Origin of the sequence: Streptomyces sp. NPDC085931, assembly GCF_044540565.1 — a bacterium.
Lineage (GTDB): Bacteria > Actinomycetota > Actinomycetes > Streptomycetales > Streptomycetaceae > Streptomyces.
The window spans coordinates 78,949-92,815 of sequence record NZ_JBITSK010000007.1 but is presented as its reverse complement, the minus strand read 5'-3'; the positions used below and the strand labels follow the sequence as shown (position 1 = coordinate 92,815).

Here is a 13,867-nt window from a genome sequence, read left to right as displayed (position 1 = left end):
TCCGGACCCCGTCAAGCGTGTCCTCGTCGCCCCGGCGGCCCCGGAATCACCCCGCACGGGTGAGATGCCGGACGCCTGTTCAGGCGCGCCGGCGGGCCGCCTCGTAGAGCACGATGCCCGCCGCCACACCGGCGTTGAGCGACTCGGCGCCGCCCGGCATCGGGATCCGCACCCGGAAGTCGCAGGTCTCCCCGACCAGCCGGGACAGCCCCTTGCCCTCGCTGCCGACGACGATCGCGACGGGGCCCTCCAGGGCCTCCAGCTCGGTGAGTTCGACGTCACCGTCGGCGGCCAGGCCGACGACCACGACACCGGCCTTCTTGTAGGCCTCCAGCGCGCGGGTCAGGTTGGTGGCGCGGGCGACGGGCGTCCGGGCTGCCGTACCGGCGGACGTCTTCCAGGCACCGGCCGTCATCCCGGCGGCCCGCCGCTCGGGTACGACGACGCCGTGCCCGCCGAACGCGGAGACGGACCGCACGACCGCGCCCAGGTTGCGCGGGTCGGTCACGCCGTCGAGCGCCACGATCAGCGGGTCGGCGCCCTCGTCGGCGGCCGCGTCGAGCAGGTCCTCGGGGTGGGCGTACTCGTACGGCGGGACCTGGAGGACCAGGCCCTGGTGGTTCAGCCCGTTCGTCATCCGGTCGAGCTCGGGGCGCGGCGCCTCCATGAGGTTGATGCCGCCGCGCTCGGCCGCGAGCTGCAGGGCCTCGCGCACACGCTCGTCGTTGTCGATGAACTGCTGGACGTACAGCGTCGAGGCGGGCACGCCCTCGCGCAGGGCCTCGTAGACCGGGTTGCGGCCGACGACCAGCTCGGAGGCCGACTTGCCGCCGCGGCCGCGGGCCGCGGGGCGGCGCGAGGTCTGGCGCGCCTTGGCGTTCGCGAGCCGGTTCTTCTTGTGTCCCTTGCGCATCTCGGCGGGCGGGGTGGGGCCCTTGCCCTCCAGGCCCTTGCGCCGCTGGCCGCCACTGCCGACCTGCGCGCCCTTCTTGCCGGACATGCGGCGGTTGTTGGCTGCCATGACCTACCTGTCTCTGCTGTCGCCGTGAGGCGGTGAACTGCGTACGTCTATGAAGTGTGCCGCCCGGGGGCCCGGACGGCACAATCGATCTTCCGGCCGCGGCCGGGCTAGCGCGGGCCGAGGCTCCAGCGCGGGCCCTGCGGGCTGTCCTCGATGACCAGGCCGGACTGGCCCAGCTGGTCGCGGATGGCGTCCGCGGTCGGCCAGTCCTTGCGGGCCCGGGCGGCCTCGCGCTGGTCGAGGACCATGCGCACGAGCGTGTCGACCACGCCGTGCAGGTCCTCACCGCGGTCGCCCTCGCCGGCCCACTGGGGGTCGAGCGGGTCGAGGCCGAGGACGCCGAGCATCGCGCGGACCTCGGCGAGCCGGGCCACGGCGGCTTCCTTGTCGTCGGCGGCGAGCGCGCTGTTGCCCTGGCGGACCGTGGTGTGCACCACGGCCAGCGCCTGCGGCACGCCCAGGTCGTCGTCCATGGCCTCGGCGAAGGCGAGCGGCACCTCGGCGGCCGGTTCGACGACGCCGGTCTTCTCCACCACGCGCTGCACGAAGCCCTCGATGCGCGCGAACGCCGACTCGGCCTCGCGCAGGGCCTCCTCGCTGTACTCGATCATCGAGCGGTAGTGCGGGGTGCCGAGGTAGTAGCGCAGCACGATGGGGCGCCAGCGCTTGACCATCTCGCTGACCAGGACCGAGTTGCCGAGCGACTTGGACATCTTCTCGCCGCTCATGGTGACCCAGGCGTTGTGCACCCAGTACTGGGCGAAGTCGTCGCCGTAGGCCTTGGCCTGCGCGATCTCGTTCTCGTGGTGCGGGAAGACCAGGTCGAGGCCGCCGCCGTGGATGTCGAAGGCGGAGCCCAGGTACTTGTGGGCCATCGCCGAGCACTCCAGGTGCCAGCCGGGCCGGCCGCGGCCCCAGGGCGTCTCCCAGTCGGGCTCGCCCGGCTTGGTGGCCTTCCACATGGCGAAGTCGCGCGGGTCGCGCTTGCCGGAGACGCCCTCGTCGGGCTGGCGCAGGTCGTCGATGTCCTGGTTGGACAGCTCCAGGTAGGCGGGGAAGGAGCGGACGTCGAAGTAGACGCTGCCGTCGGCGACGTAGGCGTGCCCGCGCTCGATGAGGCCGCGCATCATCTCGACCATCTCGGTGATGTGGCCGGTGGCGCGCGGCTCGTAGGTCGGGGGCAGGCAGCCGAGGGCGCGGTAGCCGTCGTTGAACGCCCGCTCGTTCTCGTAGCCGATGGCCCACCAGGGGCGGTTCTGGTCGGCCGACTTGGCGATGATCTTGTCGTCGATGTCGGTGACGTTCCGCACGAACGTGACCTCGTAGCCGCGGTACTCGAACCAGCGGCGCATGATGTCGAAGTTCAGGCCCGAGCGGATGTGGCCGATGTGGGGCGCGGCCTGCACGGTGGCACCACACAGGTAGATCGAGACACAACCCGGCTTGAGCGGGGCGAAGTCACGGATCTGCCGGGCGCTGGTGTCGTACAGGCGAATGGTCACGGTTCCTAGGGTAGTGGGCCGTGGGCAGTGCGCGGCCCCGATCGGCCCGCACGGCTCAGCCCGCCCGCACCACCAGGGCCGTCGCCACCGCCATCAGGCCCTCCTCGCGTCCCGGGAAGCCCAGGCCGTCCGTGGTCGCGCCCGACACCGACACCGGGGCCCCGGCCGCCTCCGACAGGATCTTCTGCGCCTCGTCCCGGCGCTTGCCGATCTTCGGCCGGGGTCCGACCACCTGGACGGCGATGTTGCCGATGCGGAAGCCGGCCGCGCGGACGATCCGGGCCGCCTCGGTGAGCAGCGTGACCCCGGACGCGCCCGACCACTCGGGCCGGCCCGTGCCGAAGTGCTGCCCGAGGTCGCCGAGGCCGGCCGCGGAGAACAGGGCGTTGCAGGCGGCGTGGGCGACCACGTCCGCGTCGGAGTGGCCCGCCAGCCCGGGGCCCTCGCCCTCCCACTTCAGGCCGGCGCACCACAGGTCGCGGCCCTCCTCGAAGGCGTGGATGTCGGTGCCGATGCCCACCTGGGGCAGCGGGAAGGCGTCAGAAGCCATCGTTGAGCCTCCTGCGGGCCAGGACCGCCTCGGCGAGGACCAGGTCCAGGGGGCGGGTGACCTTGAAGGCCTCCTCGTGGCCGGGGACGGCCACGACCGTGAGGCCGAGCTGTTCGACCATGCCGGCGTCGTCGGTGACGTCCCCGGTGACCGTCTCGTGCGCCCGGACCAGGGTGGCCCGGTCGAAGCCCTGCGGGGTCTGCACGGCCCGCAGCCGCGCGCGCTCCGGCGTGGCGACGACCGGCTCCGGCTCGCCGGGCGTCCGGGCGGGCTCGACCTGCTTGACCGTGTCGGCGAGCGGCAGCGCGGGGACCACGGCCGGGGCGCCGTCGCGTACGGCCTCGATCACGGCGTCGACCGTGTCCACCGGGACCAGCGGCCGGGCCGCGTCGTGCACCAGCACGATGTCGTGGCCGGGCGGCAGCGCGTCCAGGCCGAGCTTCACGGACTCCTGGCGGCTCTGCCCGCCGGGGACGACGAGGAAGTCGGTCCGCTCGGGCAGCGCGTGCGCGTCGAGCAGCGACTTGACCTCGGCGGCGCCGTCGGGCGGGGCCACGACCACGACCAGGGAGACGGCGCGGGAGGCGGCCATCGCGCGGACGGCGTGGATGAGCATGGGTGTGCCGCCCAGTGCGCGGAGCGCCTTGGGGGCGCCCGGGCCGAGCCGTACTCCACGGCCGGCGGCCGGGATCACGACCGCCGTACGGGCCGTCGTGGGGGCGGCGGACGGCGAGGGACGCGAATCGTCAGACATCGGTTCCTGTCAGGTTTGTGTGCCGACCCGGCGTGGGTATGGCCTGGAGGAGTGCCGGGCGCGACGCGCTCGACCGGACCCTTCCGTGACGCTGGTCGAGCCGGCTGCCCGGGCCCGGCACACCACACACCGGGGCGTGAGTGATAACACATTCCGGGGGCACGGCGCATCGGCCTCGGAGCACGAACATGCCGCAGCGCCCGGCGACAGGAAAATCGTCATCGGGCACCGCGGCATTTCGATGTGCTGAGCGAAGTGCTGAACGAACGAGCCTCACCCCGGTTAGGAGGCGAGCACCTCGTCGAGCAGGGCCTCGGCCTTGTCCTCGTTGGTGTTCTCCGCGAGCGCGAGCTCGCTCACCAGAATCTGGCGGGCCTTGGCGAGCATGCGCTTCTCACCGGCGGAGAGACCACGCTCGCGCTCCCGGCGCCACAGGTCACGCACGACTTCCGCGACCTTGATGACGTCGCCGGAGGCGAGCTTCTCCAGGTTTGCCTTGTATCGACGGGACCAGTTCGTGGGCTCCTCGGCGTACGGCGCGCGCAGCACCTCGAAGACCCGGTCCAGCCCGTCCTGACCGACCACATCACGCACGCCGACGAACTCCGCATTGTCCGCTGGCACACGTACCGTCAGGTCACCCTGGGCGACCTTCAGCACCAAGTAGGTCTTGTCCACGCCTTTGATCTGGCGAGTTTCGATAGCCTCGATCAGCGCGGCCCCGTGATGGGGATAGACCACGGTGTCGCCAACCTTGAACGTCATGTGACAGGTACCCCTTCCGTGGCTATCCAGGGTAACACGGAAACCGGCGGTTCTGAATGGCGTTTTCGCAGGTCAGGGCATATCTCGGGGCTTGACAACTCCGACAGGAACGTGCTTCGGACAGGGAGTGGAAGAAGGTATTCGCAGGTGGGAGCGGCTCTCCGGGCCGAGCGAAACGCGTACGTTACACGCATCCGCAGCCCCCTCCAGATGGCCGAACATCCCGGTATGTCCGGTTCCACGTGATCGACTTCCGCTACTCCGTTCGGCGGCCCGAGCCGGCTTCCGGTCGATTCCGGAATTGATCACACGGACCTCGGCGAGCCGCGGGTGATCGATTTTCCGGGCGGCGCGCACATTCCTTCACGGAGGTTTTGCGCTGCCGCCCGGGGCTCTTATGTGAATGCCGCACCCACACCCGGCAATGTGACGCACGAGTCACTTGTGGCATCGGAGGCCACGGAGACGCAGGTGGGATCGGAGGCGCCGGGGGGTCGGGTGCGGCCACGCGGGAACGGCTCGGTAACCTAAGGCACGCTGACAGACACTTAGGGCGGCTTTATCGGCCGCTCCGTTCGAGTCAAGGAGTTGCCGCCGCCGTGAGCAGCAGCCTTCGACGCGGCGCCCTCGCCGCTGCCGCCATCGCGTTCTCGGTCGCCTCGCTCGCCGCGTGCGGAGCCGGCCACAACGCCCAGACGCTGGAGATCAAGCCGGACAACGCGGCCACGAGCGTGGGGGACATCAAGATCCAGAACGCGATCGTGATCACGCAGCCCGACCTCGAGTCGACCGGCCCGGCCGCGATCTCCGCCACCTTCTTCAACGAGGGCCGCACCGACCAGACGCTGGAGTCGATCACCCTGCCCGGCACCGGCAAGAGCGCCGAGCTGAAGCCGGCCAAGGGCGGCAGCCTGACCATCCCGGCCGGCGGCTCGCTGATCCTGGGCGGCAAGGACAACGCCACCGCGATCCTGCCGAGCAGCCGTGAGGCCGTGCGGGACGGCAACGCCCAGAAGGTCACCTTCACCTTCAGCAAGACGGGTGAGGTAAGTCTGCGCGCCTTCGTGGTCCCGGCCGAGCACTACTTCGAGGAGTGGGGCCCGTCCGAGGTCCCGGCCGCGCCGGGCGCGTCGGCCTCCCCGTCCGGTTCGCCGTCGGGCAGCCCCTCGGGTTCGCCGGCCGGCTCCGAGAGCCCCGCCGCGGGCGAGAAGCCGGGCGGCGAGGAGTCGCCGGCCACGCCGACCGACGCCGCCTCCGCGAGCGCGACGGCCGGCGCCGGGCACTGACCCGTCGCAGCACGTGAAGGGCGGGACCTCTCCGAGGAGAGGTCCCGCCCTTCGTGCCGTCGGCGCCCGGGCCGGTCTACGGCTCGAACTTGTAGCCCAGGCCGCGGACCGTCACCAGGTAGCGCGGGGCGCCCGGGTCCGGCTCGATCTTGGCGCGCAGGCGCTTGACGTGGACGTCGAGGGTCTTGGTGTCACCGACGTAGTCGGCGCCCCAGACCCGGTCGATGAGCTGCATACGGGTCAGCACGCGGCCGGCGTTGCGCAGCAGCATCTCCAGCAGGTCGAACTCCTTCAGCGGCAGGTCGATCTTGGTGCCGCCGACGGTGACCACGTGCCGGTCGACGTCCATGCGGACCGGGCCGGCCTCCAGCGCGGCCGGAGTGACCTCCTCCGGCTCACCCCTGCGGCGCAGCACGGCCCGGATGCGGGCGACCAGTTCGCGCGAGGAGAACGGCTTGGTGACGTAGTCGTCGGCTCCTATCTCCAGCCCGACCACCTTGTCGATCTCGCTGTCCTTGGCGGTGACCATGATCACGGGGACGTTGGAGCGGCCGCGCAGCTGGCGGCAGACCTCCGTGCCCGGCAGGCCGGGCAGCATCAGGTCGAGGAGGACGAGGTCGGCGCCGTTGCGCTCGAACTCGTCGAGTCCGTCGGGCCCCGTGGTCGCGACGGCGACCTCGAAGCCCTCCTTGCGGAGCATGTACGACAGGGCGTCGGAGAAGGACTCCTCGTCCTCGACGACGAGCACACGGGTCACGGAAGGACCTCCGGGGCGGGAAGCGTTTCGTACGCGGTGGAATCGGGGGATGTGGGGGTGTGCCGCCCGGCCTCGTCATCGAGGCCCGCGCCTCCGGCGCGTTCGTCCCGGGCGGGCTGCTGATGTGCGCGGTCGCGGGCCGCAGGGGCCTCCGGCAGCCGCAGCGTGAAGGTCGAACCCTGGCCCTCGGCGCTCCACACGGTGACCTCACCGCCGTGCGAGGCGGCCACGTGCTTGACGATGGCCAGTCCCAGGCCCGTGCCGCCCGTGGCACGGGAGCGGGCCGGGTCGACGCGGTAGAAGCGCTCGAAGATGCGCTCCTTGTCCTTGTCGGAGATGCCGATGCCCTGGTCGGTGACGGCGATCTCGATGTGCTCCCCGCCGGGCGCGCTCACCCTGCGGGCCGCTATGCCGACCCGGGTGCGGGCGGGTGAGTAGTTGACCGCGTTCTCGACGAGGTTGCCGAGCGCGGCGGCGAGCTGGCCGCGGTTCCCCCACACGTGCAGGTCGGCGGTGCCGCCCGCCCGTCGCCCGCCGCCACCCTGCTCGAGCCCTTCGGGCGCCCATACGTTCGAGGCCATGGTGATCTGCTTGGTGCCGGCCTGGTGCCGGCAGCGGTCGATGGCCTCGGCGACGAGCTCGTCGACGCGGACCGGCTCGGCGTCCTCCAGCGGATCGTCGTTCTGCACCCGCGACAGGTCGATGAGCTCCTGCACCAGGCTGGTCAGCCGCGTCGCCTCGATCTGCATGCGCCCGGCGAACCGCTGCACCGCCTCGGGGTCGTCCGAGGCGTCCATCACGGCCTCGGACAGCAGCGACAGGGCGCCGACGGGCGTCTTCAGCTCATGGCTCACATTGGCGACGAAGTCGCGCCGGACCGCCTCGATGCGGCGGGCCTCGGTCAGGTCCTCCACGAGCAGCAGCACCAGCCGGGAACCGAGCGGCGCGACCCGCGCGGAGACGGCCAGGGCCTCTCCGCGTCCGGTGCCGCGCCGTGGCAGGTCCAGCTCGACCTGGCGTATCTCCCCGTCGCGCCGGGTGTCCCGGGCCATCTGCAGCATCGGCTCGACGGCGAGCTTTCCGCCGCGGACCAGGCCGAGGGCGTACGCCGCCGAACTGGCCTTCACCACGCCGTCGGCCTCGTCGAGGACCACGGCGGAGGACCTCAGGACCGACAGGACGGTGTCGACGCCCGGTGGGAGCACCGCGTCCGTGTGCAGGGAGCTGCGGGTGGGGCGCTTCTGCTCGCGCTCACTCCAGCGGAACGCCAGCATGGCGATGACGCCGGTGAGCACCCCGGCGATCGCTGCCACTGCGGCGACCGCCGCGTTCACGTCCATGCCCCCAGGTTAGGCATGCTCCGGGCACGCTCCACAGTCGTCGGGCTGCGACCTCGAACACTCGTCGCCCAGAGTTCACCTTGGAGCCAGTACCGGTTCATTTGGGATGCCGGAAACGGACGCGTACGGGCCGGAACGTGGGAGCGTGGGGTGCGGACCGTCGGTCGTACGACGGTCGTACCGCCGGTTTGTCGGTGGGGGCCCGGCCCTTGAACCCCCGACTTGAACGCACGAGAGGGAACCCTGATGCGGGACGCGTACCACGAGGAACTGGACTCGATCGGCGACGGTCTGGTGGAGATGGCCCGGCTGGTCGGGTCGGCGATCGGGCGCGCCACGACCGCCATGCTCGACTCCGACCTGAAGCTGGCCGAGAACGTGATCGAGGCCGACCAGAAGGTCGACGAGCTCCAGCACGAGCTGGAGGCCCGGGCGATAGCCCTGCTGGCGCGGCAGCAGCCGGTGGCGACGGACCTGCGCATCGTCGTGACGTCGCTGCGCATGTCGGCCGACCTGGAGCGCTCGGGCGACCTCGCCCAGCACGTGGCGAAGCTGGCACGGCTGCGCTACCCGGACCGGGCGGTCCCGAGCGACCTGCACGCCACGATCCTGGAGATGGGCCAGCTCGCGCAGCGCCTGATGGCGAAGGCCGCCGAGGTGATCATCACCAAGGACGTCGACCTCGCGCTGCAGCTGGAGCAGGACGACGACGCGATGGACCTGCTGCACCGCACGCTGTTCCAGCACCTGATGGACGACCGCTGGAAGCACGGCATCGAGACGGCCGTGGACGTCACGCTGCTGGGCCGCTACTACGAGCGGTTCGCCGACCACGCGGTGTCGGTCGCCAAGCGGGTGGTGTACCTGGTGACGGGCGAGCACGCGGACGAGCTCCAGGTGGACGTGCAGCCGGAGATCCAGCCGGCGGCGGGGGCGGAGGGGTCCTGACCTCCGGTCCTGCCGGGGCGTGGAGGGGTCCTGACCTCCGGTCCTGTCAGGGCGTGGGGGCGTCCTGACCTCCGGTCCTGCCAGGGCGTGAAAAAGGGCGGGCGGGTTCGGCCCGGGCGCGCGGGCGCCTCTGTGCGCCGTTGATGCGCCCAGCGGACCGGGCGTCCAATGGGCACAGGCACCAGCCTCGAGGAGGGACCCATGGCCGAATCCCCCAGCACCGCGCCCGACCCCACCCAGCAGCGCGAGACCGAGCAGCCCGCCGAGCTCAGGAACCTGCCCCTGATCGCCGCGTGCGGCTGCGGCTCGGGCTGCGGCTGCGGGTGTCAGTCGGGCAGCCCCTGCCAGTGCGGCTGACGCCGGCACGCCGTGTCGTTCGACCAGGAGGGCCCCGGCCGCGCGCCGGGGCCCTCCGGCGTCGGGGTCGCCCTCGGGACCGTACGGGCGGAGCATGGAAGGTACGGGGGTCAGGGCGTGGAGTGCCGTACGGGAAGGAGGCACGGGCCATGGCCAAGTTCATGGATGTCCACCACAGCATGAAGGGCATCACGGAGGAACAGCTGCGCGAGGCCCACGACGCGGACCTCGCCATCCAGGACGAGGAGCAGGTCACCTTCGAGCAGGCCTGGGCGGACCCGGAGTCCGGCGTCGTCTACTGCCTGTCGGAGGCCCCGTCGGCGGAAGCGGTGCAGCGGGTGCACGAGCGGGCCGGGCACCGGGCGGACGAGGTGCATGCGGTGCCGTTGACGGTGTCGTGAGGCATCGTCCGCGGGCGGATCTGGTGACGGGGCGGACCTGGTGACGGGGCGGGGCCGGTGACGGGATGCGACGGGGTCGTTGTCAGTGGTGGGCGTTAGGTTCGCACCGCGCGGCCGGCTTCCGGGGGTTCCAGCTCCGTAGGGAATGGCTGCATCCCCGGTCTGTGCGGGGGCGGCCCGGAGAAGTCGTCCGGGACCCAACCCACGACCGGGCTTCGTCGATGGCCAGGCGGTGACCCGCCAGCGCCGGCCGCGCGTCGGCGCTGCCGTGTGCGCAGGCGCAGCCGTTGGCGGCGCAGCTGCGGATGATCGTGGGAGTCGGTCGTCCCGTCACTGCCCGACCCGGCCGTCGATCCGCTCGCGCAGGAGGTCGGCGTGGCCGCAGTGGCGCGCGTACTCGGCGATCTGTGCCAGCAGGACGTCGCGGAGCTGGAGCCGGCCGCCGGGCTCGGGGCCGAGGTCGGAGTGGCCGGCGTTCGGCGTGGTGAGGTCGGTGACGCCGGCGAGGTAGCGGTCGGTGCGCTCCGTCTCCGTCCGCCACTGGCGCCAGGCGTCGTCCACGACCGCCTGGTCCGGCAACGCGCCGTTGAAGTCGCCGTCGCGGTCCTCGTCGGTGCGGTACAGCTTCGGGGCGTCCTCACCGGCCATGACGCGACGGAAGTGCCGCTCCTCCTCGGTCAGGTGCCGCACCAGCCCGAGCAGGGACATGGTGGACGGCGGCACGGACCGCCGGGCCATCTGCTCCGCGTCCAGGCCCGCGCACTTCATCTCCAGGGTGAGGCGGTAGGTGCGCAGGTAGTCCAGCAGAAGACCGTGCTCCCCGACGGGCTCGGCATCGGTCTCACGGGGGTCGTCGTCGGGGTCGACCCACATGTCGGGGTAGACGGTCGCCTGCGTCCACCGGGTCGCGCCGCTGCCAGTGTCGTGCTCGTGCCGGTGTCCATGCTTGTGCTCGTCCGAGACCATGCGGGCATGGTGGACGGCTCGGGAGGGTTCCGCCACCGGGTTGTTACGCGAACGCTCCGATCCCCGACCGCCCTTCGCAGCCGGCCGGGCCGATGCGACCACGATCCGGCCGGGCCGCGGACGCAGCAGACTCCTCGTCAGGCGTCGCTCAGCCTGCCTGCGCCTGGTCCGCCGGCGGGGCCAGGTCGGCGGTGTCTTCGGACGGTGGTGCCTCGACGGTCACCCCAACAACAAGCCCCCTACCCGCGGAAAACCCGCAGGTAGGGGGCTTCTTCGGCGCTGCTTACTTCTTCTTGCCCTGGTTCTTGACCGCCTCGATCGCCGCGGCGGCCGCTTCCGGGTCCAGGTACGTGCCGCCCGGGTTCACCGGCTTGAAGTCGGCGTTCAGTTCGTAGGAGAGCGGGATGCCCGTGGGGATGTTCAGGCCCGCGATGTCCTCGTCGGAGATGCCGTCCAGGTGCTTGACCAGGGCGCGGAGGCTGTTGCCGTGGGCCGCGATCAGGACCGTGCGGCCGGTCAGCAGGTCGGGGACGACCGCGTCGAACCAGTACGGGAGCATGCGGACGACGACGTCCTTCAGGCACTCCGTGCGCGGGCGCAGCTCCGGCGGGAGGGTGGCGTAGCGCGGGTCGGAGAACTGGGAGTACTCGGCGTCGACGTCCAGCGGCGGCGGCGGGGTGTCGTAGGAGCGGCGCCACAGCATGAACTGCTCCTCGCCGAACTCGGCGAGCGTCTGCGCCTTGTCCTTGCCCTGCAGGGCGCCGTAGTGGCGCTCGTTCAGGCGCCAGGAGCGGTGGACCGGGATCCACAGGCGGTCGGCGGACTCGAGGGCGAGCTGCGCGGTGCGGATGGCGCGCTTCTGGAGGGACGTGTGGACCACGTCGGGGAGCAGGCCGGCGTCCTTGAGCAGTTCGCCGCCGCGGGTCGCCTCCTTCTCGCCCTTCGCGGTGAGGTTGACGTCCACCCAGCCGGTGAACAGGTTCTTCTCGTTCCACTCGCTCTCGCCGTGGCGGAGGAGGATCAGCTTGTACGGTGCGTCGGCCATGCCTCAGAGCGTAATCCACGCTTTCGCCCGTTCGCGTGGCTGCCCGGCAGGCGGACGTTTGACGGGATCTGTTAATTGAGTGGCCCCCGACAAGAGGGGGAATGTAATTTCCCCTTGCCGCCAGAGCCGCTTACATCTGGCTGCCGCCGTCCGTGAACCGCCACCTCCGGGGGAGACCATGCCGTACGCCCTGCGTGCCCGACGTGCCGTCCGGGAGACGGTCTCAGGTCTCCCCCGGGAGTTCTGGTGGCTGTGGACCAGCACGCTGGTCAACCGGCTCGGCGCGTTCGTCGCCACGTTCATGGCGCTGTACCTGACCCTCGACCGCGGCTACTCCGCGACGTACGCCGGTCTGGTCGCCGCCCTGCACGGGCTCGGCGGCGTCATCTCCTCCCTGGGCGGCGGCGTGATGACCGACCGGCTGGGGCGGCGCCCGACGCTGCTGATCGCACAGGTCGCGACCGCCGCCTCCGTCGCCCTGCTCGGCTTCGTGCGCGACCCCGTCACGATCGCCGGCGTCGCCTTCCTCGTCGGCATGGCGAGCAACGCGTCCCGCCCGGCCGTGCAGGCGATGATGGCCGACATCGTCCGGCCCGAGGACCGCATCCGCGCCTTCTCCCTCAACTACTGGGCCATCAACCTCGGGTTCGCCATCTCCTCCATGGCCGCCGGGTTCATCGCCGAGGTCAGTTACCGCGCCGGTTTCCTCCTCGAGGCGGGGATGACGATGGTCTGCGCGATCGTCGTCTTCCTGCGCCTGCCGGAGTCCCGGCCGGCCGAGCCGGTGAAGACGGCCGCCGGCTCCGACCGCTCGGTCGGCCTCGGGACCGTACTGCGCGACGGGCGCTTCATGAGCGTGGTCGGGCTGTCCTTCCTCGTCGCGCTGATCTTCCAGCAGGGGTCGGTGGGACTGCCGGTGGCGATGGGAGCGGCGGGGTTCACCCCGGCCGAGTACGGCATGGCGATCGCCGTCAACGGTGTGCTGATCGTCGTCCTCCAGATCCCGGTCACCCGCTTCATCGAGCACCGCGACCCGCGCCGGCTGCTCGTCGTCTCGTCCGTCCTGGCCGGGTACGGCTTCGCGCTGACCGCCTTCGCGGGGTCGGTCGGGGTCATCGCCCTGACGGTGTGCGTGTGGACGCTCGCCGAGATCGTGAACGTGCCGACGCAGACGGGTCTGGTCGTACGGCTGTCCCCCGTCCACGGGCGCGGGCGCTACCAGGGCATGTACACGATGTCCTGGTCGGTCGCGGCCCTCGTCGCCCCGCTGCTCTCCGGGTTCGTCATCGACCGGTTCGGGGCGGAGTGGCTGTGGGGGCTCTGCGCCGTGGTGGGCACGGTCGCCGGTGTGGGGTACGGCGTGCTGATGCGGCGGCTGCCGGAGGAGACGGCGGATGAGACGGCGGAGGGAACACCGGCGGGTGCCGAGCCCGGGGCCCAGCCGGTGCTGGAGCCGATGACCAAGCCGGTGGAGCCGATGCTCCAGCCAGTGGAGCCGACGACCCAGCCGATGGCCAAGCCGCTGGAGCCGGTGCAGGGAGCCGTGCGGGCGCAGCCGGAGGTGGGGGCCGGGTGAGTCGCGATCCGCGCACTCACCGCCCTCGCGGACCCCGGGCCCCGATCGTCCGGTCCGAACCCCACCCGCACGCACCCCGCACCCCGGTCCTCCGGCCGGAGCCCCGCCCGCCCAGGCACGGCCCCCTTACCTCCGGCGTAATCGACGCCCACCGGCCCGCCCCGCCACGCTGCTTCCATGACGAACACCGCTGAAGCCACCCGCGCCACCGTGCAGAAGTTCCTCGAACTCCGGCTCGCCGGGGACACCGAAGGGCTTGCCGGTCTGTTCGCCGACGAGGTCGACTGGATGCTGGCCGAGAATCCCGTCGTGCCCTGGATCCGGCCCCGTTCGACGGCCGCGGAATGCGCCGCGCAGGCCGACGAGTTGGCGCGGTACACCGTCGCGGAGGACGCCCGCGCGTCGATCGACACCCTCCTCGTCGACGGGGCCGACGCCGTGCTGCTGGGGCATCTCGCCGGGACCGTGCGGGCGACCGGGAAGTCCTTCTCCGGGCCCTTCGCCCTGCGGCTCACCGTCGAGGACGGGCGGATCACCCGGCACCACCTGTACGAGAACAGCGTGTCGATCGCGGCGGCCTGCACGCCCTGACCGCCGAC

Annotated in this window: 15 protein-coding genes; 6 read left to right on the top strand and 9 right to left on the bottom strand. The window is 71.7% G+C overall.

The genetic code is table 11. The features are described 5' to 3' along the window. Nucleotides 1–79: 79 nt before the first annotated feature. The 5 genes from rlmB to ACIGAN_RS16205 form a co-directional block, all read right to left on the bottom strand. The gene (gene rlmB / locus ACIGAN_RS16225; RefSeq protein WP_094055622.1) at nt 80–1,021 is read right to left on the bottom strand and encodes a 23S rRNA (guanosine(2251)-2'-O)-methyltransferase RlmB; all 942 of its coding nucleotides are present in this window, start codon (nt 1,019–1,021) and stop codon (nt 80–82) included. 107 nt (nt 1,022–1,128) lie between these two features. Further along, nucleotides 1,129–2,523: a cysteine--tRNA ligase gene (gene cysS / locus ACIGAN_RS16220; RefSeq protein WP_365738108.1), complete on the bottom strand. Its 1,395-nt coding sequence runs from the start codon at nt 2,521–2,523 to the stop codon at nt 1,129–1,131. 55 nt (nt 2,524–2,578) lie between these two features. Beyond that, a complete protein-coding gene (gene ispF, locus ACIGAN_RS16215; RefSeq protein ID WP_399858052.1) occupies nt 2,579–3,073 on the bottom strand; it encodes a 2-C-methyl-D-erythritol 2,4-cyclodiphosphate synthase in 495 nt (164 codons plus the stop codon). Next, a complete protein-coding gene (gene ispD / locus ACIGAN_RS16210) occupies nt 3,063–3,827 on the bottom strand; it encodes a 2-C-methyl-D-erythritol 4-phosphate cytidylyltransferase (RefSeq protein WP_365089924.1) in 765 nt (254 codons plus the stop codon). Before ispD ends, ispF begins: the two co-directional genes overlap by 11 nt. A gap of 282 nt (nt 3,828–4,109) precedes the next feature. Next, nucleotides 4,110–4,592, bottom strand: coding sequence for a CarD family transcriptional regulator (locus tag ACIGAN_RS16205; protein WP_003953493.1), 483 nt, complete (start codon nt 4,590–4,592; stop codon nt 4,110–4,112). A gap of 599 nt (nt 4,593–5,191) precedes the next feature. On the opposite strand from ACIGAN_RS16205, the gene ACIGAN_RS16200 reads away from it, so the two are divergent. Continuing rightward, the gene (locus ACIGAN_RS16200; protein ID WP_399858050.1) at nt 5,192–5,878 is read left to right on the top strand and encodes a DUF461 domain-containing protein; all 687 of its coding nucleotides are present in this window, start codon (nt 5,192–5,194) and stop codon (nt 5,876–5,878) included. Between the two features lie 76 nt (nt 5,879–5,954). On the opposite strand, the gene ACIGAN_RS16195 is transcribed toward ACIGAN_RS16200, so the two are convergent. Both ACIGAN_RS16195 and ACIGAN_RS16190 read right to left on the bottom strand, forming a co-directional pair. Beyond that, entirely contained in the window at nt 5,955–6,635 is a 681-nt protein-coding gene (locus ACIGAN_RS16195; protein ID WP_030243122.1) for a response regulator transcription factor, read from the bottom strand. Continuing rightward, entirely contained in the window at nt 6,632–7,975 is a 1,344-nt protein-coding gene (locus ACIGAN_RS16190; protein WP_365089929.1) for a sensor histidine kinase, read from the bottom strand. Before ACIGAN_RS16190 ends, ACIGAN_RS16195 begins: the two co-directional genes overlap by 4 nt. 246 nt (nt 7,976–8,221) lie before the next feature. On the opposite strand from ACIGAN_RS16190, the gene phoU reads away from it, so the two are divergent. From phoU to ACIGAN_RS16175, 3 genes are all read left to right on the top strand, one after another. Then, on the top strand, nt 8,222–8,923 hold the full coding sequence (gene phoU, locus ACIGAN_RS16185) for a phosphate signaling complex protein PhoU (RefSeq protein ID WP_365089932.1): 702 nt from the start codon (nt 8,222–8,224) through the stop codon (nt 8,921–8,923). Nucleotides 8,924–9,124: 201 nt separating this feature from the next. Then, nucleotides 9,125–9,280 (top strand): hypothetical protein, encoded by a 156-nt coding sequence (locus ACIGAN_RS16180; RefSeq protein ID WP_309097406.1) that lies wholly within the window; start codon nt 9,125–9,127, stop codon nt 9,278–9,280. A gap of 149 nt (nt 9,281–9,429) precedes the next feature. Then, nucleotides 9,430–9,681 (top strand): SCO4226 family nickel-binding protein, encoded by a 252-nt coding sequence (locus ACIGAN_RS16175; protein WP_365089935.1) that lies wholly within the window; start codon nt 9,430–9,432, stop codon nt 9,679–9,681. Between the two features lie 330 nt (nt 9,682–10,011). On the opposite strand, the gene ACIGAN_RS16170 is transcribed toward ACIGAN_RS16175, so the two are convergent. Further along, entirely contained in the window at nt 10,012–10,554 is a 543-nt protein-coding gene (locus ACIGAN_RS16170) for a DinB family protein (RefSeq protein WP_399858594.1), read from the bottom strand. Nucleotides 10,555–10,930: 376 nt separating this feature from the next. Next, nucleotides 10,931–11,692, bottom strand: a complete 762-nt coding sequence (locus ACIGAN_RS16165; RefSeq protein WP_365089937.1) for a phosphoglyceromutase — start codon at nt 11,690–11,692, stop codon at nt 10,931–10,933. Between the two features lie 178 nt (nt 11,693–11,870). Here ACIGAN_RS16165 and ACIGAN_RS16160 point away from each other — a divergent pair, with 178 nt between their 5' ends. Together ACIGAN_RS16160 and ACIGAN_RS16155 are read left to right on the top strand one after the other, a co-directional pair. Beyond that, nucleotides 11,871–13,268: an MFS transporter gene (locus tag ACIGAN_RS16160; protein WP_399858045.1), complete on the top strand. Its 1,398-nt coding sequence runs from the start codon at nt 11,871–11,873 to the stop codon at nt 13,266–13,268. Nucleotides 13,269–13,445: 177 nt separating this feature from the next. Beyond that, nucleotides 13,446–13,859 carry a nuclear transport factor 2 family protein gene (locus ACIGAN_RS16155; RefSeq protein WP_365089941.1) on the top strand — a complete coding sequence of 138 codons (414 nt, stop codon included), beginning with the start codon at nt 13,446–13,448 and terminating at the stop codon, nt 13,857–13,859. Nucleotides 13,860–13,867: the final 8 nt, after the last annotated feature.

Excerpts from the sequence above, each read along its gene's own strand:
- phoU (WP_365089932.1), top strand. The coding sequence starts at position 8,222 with ATGCGGGACGCGTACCACGAGGAACTGGACTCGATCGGCGACGGTCTG.
- ispF (WP_399858052.1), bottom strand. The coding sequence starts at position 3,073 with ATGGCTTCTGACGCCTTCCCGCTGCCCCAGGTGGGCATCGGCACCGAC.
- ACIGAN_RS16180 (WP_309097406.1), top strand. The coding sequence starts at position 9,125 with ATGGCCGAATCCCCCAGCACCGCGCCCGACCCCACCCAGCAGCGCGAG.
- ACIGAN_RS16170 (WP_399858594.1), bottom strand. The coding sequence starts at position 10,554 with ATGTGGGTCGACCCCGACGACGACCCCCGTGAGACCGATGCCGAGCCC.
- ACIGAN_RS16165 (WP_365089937.1), bottom strand. The coding sequence starts at position 11,692 with ATGGCCGACGCACCGTACAAGCTGATCCTCCTCCGCCACGGCGAGAGC.
- ACIGAN_RS16160 (WP_399858045.1), top strand. The coding sequence starts at position 11,871 with ATGCCGTACGCCCTGCGTGCCCGACGTGCCGTCCGGGAGACGGTCTCA.
- ACIGAN_RS16205 (WP_003953493.1), bottom strand. The coding sequence starts at position 4,592 with ATGACGTTCAAGGTTGGCGACACCGTGGTCTATCCCCATCACGGGGCC.
- ACIGAN_RS16190 (WP_365089929.1), bottom strand. The coding sequence starts at position 7,975 with ATGGACGTGAACGCGGCGGTCGCCGCAGTGGCAGCGATCGCCGGGGTG.
- ispD (WP_365089924.1), bottom strand. The coding sequence starts at position 3,827 with ATGTCTGACGATTCGCGTCCCTCGCCGTCCGCCGCCCCCACGACGGCC.
- rlmB (WP_094055622.1), bottom strand. The coding sequence starts at position 1,021 with ATGGCAGCCAACAACCGCCGCATGTCCGGCAAGAAGGGCGCGCAGGTC.
- ACIGAN_RS16155 (WP_365089941.1), top strand. The coding sequence starts at position 13,446 with ATGACGAACACCGCTGAAGCCACCCGCGCCACCGTGCAGAAGTTCCTC.
- ACIGAN_RS16175 (WP_365089935.1), top strand. The coding sequence starts at position 9,430 with ATGGCCAAGTTCATGGATGTCCACCACAGCATGAAGGGCATCACGGAG.